Below are 12754 nucleotides of genomic sequence, written 5' to 3'. Positions count from 1 at the left end.
TCCCCCGTCCGCCGTCTTACAGAGGCGTCCTCGCATCTCAACTAAATCCCTACTTATTTTGTCCGTAATACGCATTCGGCCCATGTTTTCTCATATAATGCTTATCTAAGAGACACTGGGGGGCAGGCTCCACCTGCGAGTTAATCTGTTCGCACCGCGCCGCCATCTTCGCCACCTCTTCTAAGACCACCGCATTATGCACCGCATTAAACGCATCGGTTCCCCAGGTAAAGGGACCGTGGTTTTTGCAAAGCACACAGGGAACTGCCATGCAGTCCAGCTTTCTCTCCTCAAAAGCGTCCGCAATCAGGATGCCCGTATTCAGTTCATAGTCCTCGTCCAGTTCTTCTTTCGTCAGATTCCTGACACATGGGATGCTGCCGTAGATGTAGTCGGCATGGGTCGTCCCGTAACACGGAATATCCCTTCCCGCCTGCGCCCAGGATGTCGCCCACGGGCTGTGGGTATGTACAATACCGCCTATCTGGGGAAAACGGTTATAGAGTTCCAGATGTGTTTTCGTATCGGAGGAGGGGTTCATATCCCCTTCTATTTTATTTCCGCTTAAATCCATTACCACCATGTCTTCCGGGGTTAAATCGCTGTAATCGACGCCGGACGGCTTGATTACAAACAGGCCTCTTTCACGGTCAATCCCTGAGACATTCCCCCAGGTGAAGGTGACCAGGCCGTACTGCGGGAGCTGCATGTTGGCTTCGTATACTTTCTTTTTCAAGTGCTTCAGCATGATTTTTACCTCTAAGTTGGATTTTTTGATGTATGGGGGACGGGGATGGACGGGATATGTTTGGAATAATAGGAGGAGCCTCCGGGATTAGGGGTCCGGATTTCCTTTAGCAAATATCTTTCTTGGGGACTGAAGAGTCCCCAATCCATCTTACGTCCCGGCTTCCTTTCCTGTCCTCCGGTTAGTCCGGCCGCTTGTCGGGCGGCGCGGGTTTACTGCATTTTTATGTTTTCTACTGCCGCGCATTCTGCGGCCAGGCCTTTTTTATAGCGTGCGATAAAGGCGTCGAATCCTTTTGCGCCTGTTTCGTCCGGTTCGATTCTGACTGCTTTTTCATCGGCGAATACTTTTGTGTCGAGGAAGTGATCCAATGTCTCGTTTTCTTCTTTGTCCCGCATGTAGGATGCAAGAACGGCGATTCCCCAGGCGCCGCCTTCTCCGGCTGTTTCCATTACGGATACCGGTACTCTGGCGGCATCGGCCATGATTTTCTGGCCTACGCCTTTTGTCTTGAAGAGGCCGCCGTGGCCCATCAGGTTGTCGAGGGTGACGCCCTCCTCCCTGAACAGGATATCAAGACCGATTTTCAGGGTTGCCAGGGAGCTGTAAAGGTGAGTGCGCATGAAATTGGCCAGGTTGAAACGGCTGTCCGGGGTGCGGATGAACAGGGGGCGCCCCTCCTCAAATCCGGTGATTGGCTCTCCCGACAGATAGCAATAAGAAAGCAGGCCGCCGCAGTCGGCATCTCCTTCCAGCGCCTTATTGTATAGGGTAGCGAACAGTTCATTCATATCCACCTTCATGCCCATTGCCTGTGAATATTCTTTAAACAGGTTTACCCAGGCATTTAAATCCGAGGTGCAGTTGTTGCAGTGGACCATTCCGACCAGGTTTCCGGACGGTGTCGTTACCAGATCGATCTCCGGGTAGACTTTGGACAGTTCCTTTTCCAGGACTACCATGGCGAAAACGGATGTTCCCGCCGATACGTTTCCGGTGCGGACCGCCACACTGTCGGTCGCCGTCATTCCGGTTCCCGCGTCACCCTCCGGAGGGCAGAGAGGAATTCCGGCCTCCAGAAGGCCCGATGCGTCCAGAAGCGCCGCTCCCTCTTTCGTCAGTGTTCCAGCCTCTTCTCCGGCTGTCAAAACCTCGGGAAGAATGCTGCAAAGTTTCCACGGATACCCCTTCGTGGCAGTCAGAGCGTCAAACTGCTCCGTCATTGTACGGTTATAATTTCCCGTTGCCGTATCGATCGGAAACATACCCGAGGCATCTCCGACTCCCAGAACCTTCCTGCCCGTCAGTTTCCAGTGGATGAAACCGGCCAGGGTGGTCAGATAAGCAATATGCGGAAGATGTTCCTCTCCGTTTAAAATTGCCTGGTAGAGATGGGCAATACTCCAGCGCTGGGGGATGTTGTAACCGAAAAGCTCCGTCAGCTTTTCCGCCGCCTCCTGTGTGATTGTATTTCTCCATGTCCGGAAGGGAACAAGAAGTTCCCCGTTCTTATCAAATGCCATATAACCGTGCATCATGGCGCTGATTCCGATGGAGCCGGCCGTTTTAAGTTCCAGGCCATATTTTTCTTTCACATCGCGGACCAGATCACCGTAACAATCCTTAAGTCCCGTCATGATATCTTCCATCGTGTAAGTCCAGATATTATTTACCAGACGGTTCTCCCAGTCATGGTTTCCCTGTGCAATGGGGGCCATGGTTTCGTCGGTCAGCACGGCCTTAATTCTCGTGGAGCCGAACTCAATACCCAACGCCGTTTTTCCCTCTGCGATGCTAAGTTTAATCTGCTCTATGCTGTGGCTCATTCTCATCATCCTTTATTTTTGATAGTGGGAACAGGTCGGACAGGGCATCTTCCTGAATGGATTCTATCCTGCCGTCCCGAACTGTTACCTGAATTTGTAATATGCCTCGTTCCATCTCAGCTCATTTCTGAACTGGCGGATATTTGTATCCTTATCAATATAAACGGCCTCAATGCCCATGCAGGCAGCCCAGTCACCCATCTGCTCGGCAGTCAAGTCATAGGAAAATGCGGTATGGTGTGCTCCGCCCGCGTAAATCCATGCCGCCGCTCCTGTTTCCAGGTTTGGTTCCGGTGTCCAGAATGCGGTTGCCACCGGCAGCTTCGGCATTTCTTTCTCAGCCTTCTTCACTTCCACATCGTTGATAATCAGACGGAAACGGTCTCCCAGGTCGATGAGCGATGTCGCCACGCCATGGCCCTCCTTGGATGTGAACACAAGTCTCGCCGGATCCTCCCTGTCACCCATGGAGAGCGGGCACTCCTTGATTGCAATTTTTCCGTCTGCAATCGTCGGGCAAACCTCCAGCATATGGGCCTGAAGAATTCCCTCGCGGCCTTTTACAAGGTTATATGTATAATCCTCAAAAAACGTCGTTCCCTTGGCATCCTTTGTATTAGCCGCCATAATCTTCATCAGGCGGACCATGGCCGCCGTCTTCCAGTCGCCCTCCGCGCCGAAGCCGTAGCCCTTCTCCATCAGCCTCTGAATCGCAAGGCCCGGAAGCTGTTTGAGTCCTCCCAGATCCCCAAAATGAGTTACGATTGCCTGATAGTTTTTTTCTTCCAGGAAACGCTCAAATCCAATCTCAATCTGGGCCTGAACCGAGGCATGGTCACGGAACTCCTTCTCATCCCTGCCCTCCAGCAGAATATCATATTTATCATAATACTCTTCCACCAGGGTATCGGTATCCGCCTTGGAAACGGCATTTACCGCGTCCACAATCTCATTAACGGGATAAGCGTCAATCTCCCAGCCAAATTTAATCTGTGCCTCCACCTTATCGCCATCCGTAACAGCCACATTTCTCATATTATCGGCCACACGCATCACGCGGATGTGGGAAGACTCCATCACGCCCACCGCCGTGCGCATCCAGGACGCCAGTCTTTCCTGAACCTCCTCATCGGCCCAATACCCTACAATCACCTTTCTCTCAATTCCCATCCTGCTGACAATATGTCCATACTCCCTGCCGCCGTGTGCCGACTGGTTCTCATTCATAAAATCCATATCAATCGCGTCATAAGGAATTTCCCTGTTAAACTGGGTATGCAGATGGCAGAGAGGTTTCCTGTACTCCTGAAGTCCCAGAATCCAGCTCTTAGCCGGTGAAAACGTATGCATCCACGTAATCACGCCCGCACACTCCGGATCCTGATTCGCCTCATTAAACGTCCGGCGAATCACCTCATTCGTAATCAAAGTCGGCTTCCAAACCACCTCAAACGGCAGATTCCCGCTCTTATTAAGCTCCTCCACAATCCCCCTGGAATGCTCCGCCACATGCGCAAGACACTCCTCCCCATAAAGATCCTGAGACCCGGTACAAAACCAGAATTTATAATTTTTTCCTGTAACAAGCATTCATTTATCCTCCTGATATTCACCCTAAAAATAACATCAACAATAACATCAATCATAAAAAATGCAGCACTCCAAACTTTTTACTGCAAATCAGCGGCGAAACACTCACTCCGTTAACCTCTCATAGCCAATCAGCAGCGAACACTCACTTTACTAACCTCTCATAGCCAATCAGCAGCAAAACACTCACTCCGCTAACCTCTCATAGCCAATCAGCAACAAAATACTCACTCCGTTAACCTTTCATACCAGTCCCACACAAACTCACGCTCCACGCTTCAACACACTCAGGCTCCAGCCGCCAAAGCAGTGGCCGCCCCTACCTTCCCCCTTTGAGAGAATCGTGGAACCGCGTAAGTTGGATACTGCCGACCACCTGCCCGGCGGAGGGGGAGAGGGGAACGTCCGGCTGCCGTTGTACAAGAGCCGATAGTTCTTAGTCGGAAAGCGGAGAAGCGGGCCGGGCGGATTTTGTACCACGAGTACAAAATCCGGGACAAGGGAGCATCAAATTCATCAGAATTTGGTGCGGATTTGTCCGAACCCGGCTTGATTCTTCGATTTCCGACTTAGAACTATGTCTCGAAGAACGCAGGCGGCCGGACGTTCCCCTCTCCCCCTCCGCCCCGCGACACTAACCGCCGCAGTATCCATTCACTCCATCCATCATTCCTCAACTACTTTTTCTTCTTCATCATCGTCAACACCGACTGCAGCACAATAAAGAAGCAGAGCAGAGCCGCAATCGTAATCCTGGTCCACCAGGACGACAGCGTACCCTGGAATGTGATAAACGCCTCAATCGTCGCCTTAATCATAACGCCGAACAGCGTACCCACCACGTTTCCAACGCCGCCCGTCAGGAGCGTTCCGCCGATAACGGAGGATGCGATGGCGTCCATCTCAAAGCCCTTGGCCTGTTCCACGAATCCGCCCAGTGTGTTCAGGCAGAAGAGAACGCTTCCGATTCCGCATAAAAAACCGTCTAACACATAGGCTTTCAGTTTCACCATGCGCACATTCAAACCAAGCATAAGGGAGGACTGCTGGTTTCCGCCCACCGCGTAAATGCTGCGGCCGAACTTTGTGTATTTCAGCATGATGAACGCAAGCGCGAGAAGCACGAGTGCAATTACAACGGTCGGGTAGATATACGGCTGAATCATCATGCCCTTTTTATTCATATATCCGCCGAAAGGAAGATAAATTTTGGCTTTGGCCCATGCCATAAAAGTTTCATTGGTGATACTGATCATATCTTTTGAAATAATCGCCGTCATACCTCTGGCAAAGAACATGCCCGCCAGTGTGACGATAAATGGCTGTATATCCATATAGGCGACTAAAAATCCCTGTACAAGGCCGAACACAATTCCCGTAATCAATACGATGATAACGGCCGGAACGGCTCCGATGCCGCCTTTTTCCATCATCCATGCAAGCATCATGCAGCCCATGGCCACAAAGGAACCGACGCTGATATCAATTCCGCCCGTAATCATTACAATCGTCATGCCGATACCGATTACAATCAGCCCGGCGTTGGAGATGAAAAGATTTAAAAAGTTCTGTGTCTTGGCAAAGCCCTGGTCTTTAAACAGTACGCATCCGATTCCATACATCACAAAGAAAAGCACAATTGTAATCAGGAGAAGGAAGCTGGTCTGGTTCAGTTGTTTCTTATTCTTCATTATGCTGCCTCCTTTTCCGATGCAAGTCTTAATTCTTTCTTTTTGGCAAGAGATTTACGCCATCTCTCAAATCCCGGTGACTGAAGCGTTACAATAATCACTACGACAATCGCCTTGTATACCGGCACCTGGTCGGAAGAAACATGCATCGCGTAGAGCGTGGTCGTCAGCGCCTGGATGGTATAAGCTCCGATTACGGAACCTGCGATGGAGAATTTGCCGCCGCCCAGTGAGTTGCCGCCGATAGCAACAGCCAGGATTGCATCCAGCTCCATGTTAAGACCGATGTTGTTGGCATCCGCCGAGTAAATACGGCTGGATGAAATCAATCCTGCAAGGCCGGAACAAAGACCGCAGTACGCATAGGTAAGAAAAATAATCATGACCGATTTGATACCAATCAGCCTGGAAGCTCTCTTGTTGATGCCGACCGACTGGATATACATGCCGAGGGCCGTCTTCTTAAGTATAATCGATGTCACGGCCACGACTACAATTGCCACGATAAACGGCGTCGGAACCGGAACTCCCGGGAAGGAGGAACCGAGAATCTTGTAACTGTCGACGCGGACATAGGTAATCTGTCCGTCCGTAATCAGCTGGGCGATACCTCTGCCCGCCGTGAACATAATCAGTGTCGCAACCATCGGCTGGATATTCAGTTTGGAAACGAGGAATCCGTTAAAGCAGCCGATGAGGATTCCCACTGCAATGGCAGCGATAAATCCCAGAAACAGCGGGTTGGCAAATTCCGTCGCCGCCCTCTCGCCGCCCGATAAGATATTACAGCAAACCGCCGCGCTCACCGCCATGATGGCTCCGACGGAAATGTCGGTTCCGGCCGATGAGGAAACGACAAGAGTCATGCCGATTGCCAGAATAACAAGCTCTGAAGCACGGTTGATAATATCGATAATGTATCCGTAGAGCACCCCGTCCCTGACCGAAATGGCAAAGAAGTTCGGTGTCGTTACGACATTGACGAGCAGTACCAGAGCGAGGCAGAAAATCGGCAGGAACAGCCGCTGTGATGTTATTTTCTTTAAAGTATCGTTTTTCATATTACTGACCTCCTGCAATGGTTGACATAATCGTTGACTGGTTCATTTCTTCCCCGTCCAGCTCCCCGACCTTTGCGCCGTCACGCATAACCACCATGCGGTCGCAGGTTCTGAGCATTTCCTCAATTTCAGAAGAGATAAATACCACAGCCATGCCCTCTTCCGCCAGTTTCACAACCAGCTTCTGAATCTCCGTCTTTGTGCCGACGTCGATACCTCTGGTAGGCTCGTCAAGAATCAGGAAATCCGGATTCGTCAGGAGCCATCTTCCGATAATTACCTTCTGCTGGTTGCCGCCGGACAGCGATTTAATCGGCGTTTCCCGGCTGGCCGTCTTAATCTGGAGCATTTCAATATATTTATCCGTGTATTCTTCCTGCTGCTTTTTACTGAGCAGGCGGAACATGCCGCGCTTTGCCTGAAGAGCCATAATCAGGTTTTCCCTGACGGACAGATCCGCGATGATACCCTCGTTCTTCCGGTCCTCCGGCAGGTAAGCCATGCCCTCATTCATTGAAACAATCGGATGTTTTGCCGATATTTTCTTTCCCTTGATGGAGAGTTCTCCCTCGTCGGAGCGCTCCGCCCCGTAAATCACCCTGACCGTTTCCGATCTTCCCGAACCGAGCAGCCCGGTAAAGCCGATTACCTCTCCTTTATGGATCACAAGGTCAAATGGTTTTATGTAACCTTTCTTTCCGAGTCCGGCCGCCCTGATGACGATATCGTCCTCGCCGTGTACGGTCTCGGCTCCTTTTTCCTCCTTGATGGCCGCCAGGTCGTCGAAATCCTTACCCATCATCTTGGCTACAAGCTGTACTCTCGGAAGCTCCGCCGTTGTATACTGTCCTACGAGCTGGCCGTTTCTGAGCACCGTGATTTTATCGCATACCGCATATACCTGCTCGAGGAAATGAGTAACGAAGATGATTCCGACACCCTCCGACCTGAGTTTCCTCATCAGGTCAAAAAGCTTCTCCACCTCTCCGTCATCCAGTGAGGATGTCGGCTCATCCAGAATCAGGACCTTGGCCGACATATCCACGGCCCGGGCAATTGCAATCATCTGCTGGATTGCGATGGAGTAATTGTCAATCGTCTTCGTAACGTCTGCATTTATATCAAGGCTGTCTAACAGCTCACTTGCTTTCCTGTTCATGGTCTTCCAGTCGATCAGGCCCCCTTTTCTCGGTTCCCTGCCGATAAAGAGGTTTTCCGCCACCGTCAGGTTCGGACAGAGGTTGATCTCCTGATAAACGGTACTGATACCCTTCTGCTGCGCTTCCTGAGGGCTGCGGTTGATGATGGTGTGATCACAGCCGTCGATCATGATTTCCCCTGTTTCAAACTCCTCTACTCCTGTCAGAACTTTAATCAGCGTGGACTTGCCCGCGCCGTTTTCACCCATCAGGGCATGTATCTCACCTTTTTTGAGGGTGAAATCCACATTCTGCAGAGCTTTTACACCTGGGAATGTCTTATATATGTGCCTCATTTCAAGAACGGAATCCTTTTCCATAAAAGCTTTGCCTCCTTTTTTACACACAAAAGGAGACGCAGGGAGGAAACCTAAGCCTCCGGCCCCACGCCTCCTGATTACTAAATCAATATTGGCCTATGTAGATATGTTTAATTAGTATGCTCTTTCTTTTAAGATGTTCTCAAGATCCATGCTTGTATCGAAGTATGCTTCGTCTACGTACTGAATCTTCTCAACTGTCTCGCCTTTTTCCAGCTTCTGGATGATTTCAGCTACACGTGGTCCGTGAAGTGGGTTGCACTCGAATGTTGCGTTTAAGTCGCCTGCGATCATGGATTCAAATGCTGCCTTAACAGAGTCGAAACCAACTACGATAATGTCGCCGTCTGGTCCGCATGTTTTGCCTGCTGCCTTGATGGCATCGATTGCGCCGAATGCTTCGTTGTCGTTCTCACAGATTACAACGTCGATGTCGTCATAGCTCTTTAAGAAGGACTCCATAACTTCCTGGCCCTTAGCCTGTGTGAATTCACCTGTCTGCATATCAAGCATTTTCCAGTTGGAATGCTCTTTCAGGATGTTTGCAAAACCTTCCGTACGGCCAACCTGAGCGGATGCGCCGATCGTACCCTGGATTGTTACGATGTTGATGTCTTCGCCTTCGCGTCCCTGTGCTTTTAAGTAATCAGCCAGCCAGTTTCCGCATGTCTCGCCTTCTTTAACGAAGTTTCCGCCTACCCATGCTTCAAAGAGGGAATCGTCGGATACCTGCATCATACGGTCGGAAAGAATAACCGGGATGCCTGCTTCTTTTGCTTCTTCAAGAACGGTCTCCCATCCGGTCTCAACTACAGGAGCTACTACGATGTAGTCTACATCCTGCTGGATGAAGGAACGGATTGCCTTAATCTGGTTTTCCTGTTTCTGCTGAGCGTCGTCAAAAATGAGCTTGTAGCCGTTTTCTTCTGTAAATGTAGATTTGAAAGACTCTGTATTAGCGGTTCTCCAGTCAGACTCAGCGCCAACCTGTGCGTATCCGACTGTGATGAGCTCTTTGTCACCTGTCTCTGCTGCTGCCTCTTTTGCCTCTGTCTCTGCTGCTGCCGCCTCTGTTTCTGCCGGTGCTGCCGCCTCGGTTGCCGGTGCGGTCTCAGCCGGTTTGCTGGAGCATGCTGTCATGGACACTGCCATTGCTACGGTAAGAGCTGCTGATAAAAATCTTTTTTTCATAGTACTTCTTCCTCCTTGTTTTTGGGTTACTTTTTGTCGCTGTTTTCTGTTGCGTCCGGTGAAAAGAATCTTGTCTCTCCATCGTCTGTTTAAAGTGAAAAGTATTTTTTACTTATCATCTTTATGTTTATATTATAAAAGATGCCCTGCGATTTTTAAACAGAGCATCTTTTGAAAAAGGTTAAAATTTTTTCACTGTTTTCCACCCATTTTCCGGATTTTTCACCGGTCAAGAGAAAAAACTTGTGATTTTTTTCGAAAAGTTTATGATTTTTTTCGATTTTCTTTTAAAAAGCTTCCCAGGTACACTTTGATGCAGGTTCCCACGTCGGGTTCCGACTCAACCGTGATGTCGGCTCCCTCACCATAATACATCCTGATCCGCTGCGCCACATTATTCAAACCGAAACCGCCTTTTTTGCTGACCTCGATATTCCCGTTGCCCTTAAGCTTCTGTCTCAGGCTGCGGAGCATCTGTTCGTCCATTCCGATTCCGTTATCCTCCACTTCAAAGACGATTCCGTTCCTGTCCTCGTAGCCGCGTACGATAATGGAACCGCCTCCCCGTTTATTTTTTATCCCGTGGTACAGGGCATTCTCCACAATCGGCTGGAGGATCATTTTAAGCACAATCTTGTCCTTGATTGACGGTTCAATATTGATCCTGTAATCCAGGATGTCCTCATATCTGATTTTCTGAATTTTCAGATAGCTGCGGATATGGGATTCTTCCTCCGCTATCGTGATAAAATCATTGCCGCCCGAGAGCACCGTCCTGAAGAAATCACTCAGATCGGTGGTCATCTCCACCACCTGCCGATTATTGCCGCCCTCCGCCATCCAGACAATGGAATCCAGCGTATTGTAGAGAAAATGCGGGTTAATCTGTTCCTGGTGGAGCTTCAGCTCGGCCTCCCTGAGGTTCTTCTGTTCCTGCCTCGTCTTCTCCATCAGCCCCGCAATCTCGTCGCTCATCCTGTTCAGCGTCCTGCCGAGCACATTGATTTCTTCCAGGCCGCACATCTTTGCCCTGGCCTCCAGCTCTCCGCGTCCCAGCCGTTCGGCCGTCTGCTTTAAATTGTTGATGGGGTTTGTCACCGACTTTGTGATCATCACCGAGAGCGTAAAACCGACCACCAGGACTCCTGCAAGAAGCGCCAGAAATCCGCCCACAATCTGTTTTGTATGTAACTCCAGCTCCTTCTGCAAATCTTCCATTTTGAGGATTTCATAGTAGTTGTACTGGGTGATGTAGTCCTGGATCATGGAACAGAGCCCCTGGATGTCATTTTCCCAAATGTTAAAATTCTCATCGTAGGTTCCGGCCAGCTTGGAATTCTCGATCATCTTGTTCACCGCTTTTTCCAGCGAATCCAGGCATGATAAAATTCCCCTGATCTTGATATCGCTGTCCGACCCCGGCGTGCGCTCCACCGTATTGGAAAAGGCATACCGGGCGGAACTGATTAAATTCATCGGATTTTTGACCACGGTCGCATACCGGCTTTCCCCTTCTATAATATCGCCGTTCTCAAACTGCCCCGCGTCGATCAGTCCTATCATAACGCGGTACATGGAATATTCCATCTCCTCCTTGAATTTAAGATTATACTCATTGGCAACCTTTACATTGGCCATGATATTTTTATACGAATTGGAATAATTGCGGATCATGACGAGGATTCCCAGCACCATCCCGGTCAGGGGGATTGCTATGACAAACAGAAGTAGCGTCAGCCGCATCTTCAGTGTCACCTTCCTAAGGCCCGTTCTCCTGTCCTCAGACTGATTCGCCGTCTCCCGGCTGCTGTTCTCAGTTATCATTTTTAACTTCCTTTGCTTTGAATTCCTTCGGCGACTGGCCCGTTATCTTTTTAAACGTCGAACTGAAATAGTGGGGATCATTATATCCCACGCGTTCCCCAATCTCCGCCGTCCTGAGCGTCGTGCATTTTAAAAGCTCGCAGGCCTTGTCGATCCTGACCTTTGTAAGATATTCGATAAACGACTGGCCCGTCTCCTGCTTGAAGATGGAACTGAAATAGCTCGGGCTGACTCCGATGTGGTTGGCTATCATATTCAGGGAAAAATCGCTTTTTCCATAGTTTTCCGCAATATAATCCCTGGCCTCCCGGATCAGCGTACCGTACCGGTCGTTCGAAACCCTGTCCCGCATCGTCAGCGCAAAAACAAAGAGATCCTTCAGATACATCAGCGTCGTTTCCACACTCACAATCGCCTTGGGAATCAGTTTAATGTCCCGGCGCTCCTCCGGCACATCCTCCAATTGGACATTGATTCCTTTCATGAATTCCTGGACGCAGTAGAAGATATCCATCACCATATACTGCCGGAGCAGGAGGGATTTATAATTGTGTTCTCCCACGGCCTGGAAATATTCATCCACGAAAAGATCGCACTCATCCAGGGAACCCAGTTTCAGGAAATCTTCAATCAGCTTCCGGTCCACCCCGCTGTAATCCGTCTTGTCCAGGAATTCCGTATACTTCTCATAGCTGACGAAATACCGTTCCAGGAGTCTGCTCTTCTCCCGCTCCTCCCGGACAGTCTCCGCCACCTTCTTAAGCGCGTCAATCAGATTTACCGACGTGACCGGTTTTAAAAGATAATCGCTGATGCCTATTTTAATCGCCTCTTTGGCATAGTCAAATTCATTGTAGCCGCTTAATATAATAATCTTCGTCTGGGGCAGCGCCTTTTTCACAAGACGGCTGAGTTCCAGTCCATCCATAAACGGCATCTTCACGTCGGTCACAAGGATGTCCGGTTCCGTCTTTAAAATGAGAGGATAGGCATACTCTCCATCCCCCGCTTCCCCCACAAATTCAAATCCGTTGGCATTCCAGTCGATATTGTCGCGTATTCCGCGGCGTATGATGGCCTCGTCCTCTACTAAGAATACTTTTATCATAATTCCCCCCTGTGCCAGGCCCGGCTGGGACCTGGTATGATGTTTAAACAGATGTTATAAATGCGTCCCCATCTGTATGGATGCAGGTATTATTTTTTACATCATATCATATGAAGGGAGGAATTGCCAGATAAGGAAATAAGGATTTAACTGAGGTGAGGAGGACGCGTCCGGAACGGACCATGTCCGGTGTGGT

The 12754-nt window shown here is 49.8% G+C and carries 9 protein-coding genes; all 9 read right to left on the bottom strand.

Annotated elements, in window-relative coordinates:
- Positions 1-49: 49 nt before the first annotated feature.
- Positions 50-748 carry an L-ribulose-5-phosphate 4-epimerase gene (locus tag QZT18_RS22245; protein WP_294151684.1) on the bottom strand — a complete coding sequence of 233 codons (699 nt, stop codon included), beginning with the start codon at positions 746-748 and terminating at the stop codon, positions 50-52.
- 212 nt (positions 749-960) lie between these two features.
- Positions 961-2574, bottom strand: coding sequence for a xylulokinase (locus QZT18_RS22240; RefSeq protein WP_294151680.1), 1614 nt, complete (start codon positions 2572-2574; stop codon positions 961-963).
- Between the two features lie 84 nt (positions 2575-2658).
- On the bottom strand, positions 2659-4164 hold the full coding sequence (araA, locus tag QZT18_RS22235; RefSeq protein ID WP_294151678.1) for an L-arabinose isomerase: 1506 nt from the start codon (positions 4162-4164) through the stop codon (positions 2659-2661).
- A gap of 677 nt (positions 4165-4841) precedes the next feature.
- Positions 4842-5855, bottom strand: coding sequence for a sugar ABC transporter permease YjfF (locus QZT18_RS22230; protein ID WP_294151675.1), 1014 nt, complete (start codon positions 5853-5855; stop codon positions 4842-4844).
- Positions 5855-6916, bottom strand: coding sequence for an ABC transporter permease (locus QZT18_RS22225; RefSeq protein ID WP_294151671.1), 1062 nt, complete (start codon positions 6914-6916; stop codon positions 5855-5857). The genes QZT18_RS22230 and QZT18_RS22225 overlap by 1 nt, the downstream gene beginning before the upstream one ends.
- Position 6917: 1 nt before the next feature.
- The gene (locus tag QZT18_RS22220; RefSeq protein WP_294151669.1) at positions 6918-8435 is read right to left on the bottom strand and encodes a sugar ABC transporter ATP-binding protein; all 1518 of its coding nucleotides are present in this window, start codon (positions 8433-8435) and stop codon (positions 6918-6920) included.
- A 114-nt stretch (positions 8436-8549) separates the two neighbouring features.
- A complete protein-coding gene (locus tag QZT18_RS22215; protein ID WP_227034013.1) occupies positions 8550-9626 on the bottom strand; it encodes an ABC transporter substrate-binding protein in 1077 nt (358 codons plus the stop codon).
- 264 nt (positions 9627-9890) lie between these two features.
- On the bottom strand, positions 9891-11450 hold the full coding sequence (locus QZT18_RS22210; protein WP_294151667.1) for a sensor histidine kinase: 1560 nt from the start codon (positions 11448-11450) through the stop codon (positions 9891-9893).
- Positions 11440-12558, bottom strand: a complete 1119-nt coding sequence (locus tag QZT18_RS22205; protein WP_227034011.1) for a response regulator — start codon at positions 12556-12558, stop codon at positions 11440-11442. The genes QZT18_RS22210 and QZT18_RS22205 overlap by 11 nt, the downstream gene beginning before the upstream one ends.
- Positions 12559-12754 lie beyond the last annotated feature (196 nt).

It is taken from the genome of uncultured Clostridium sp. (genome assembly GCF_900547735.1).
Classification (GTDB): domain Bacteria; phylum Bacillota; class Clostridia; order Lachnospirales; family Lachnospiraceae; genus Otoolea.
This window is presented reverse-complemented; position numbering and strand designations above follow the sequence as displayed.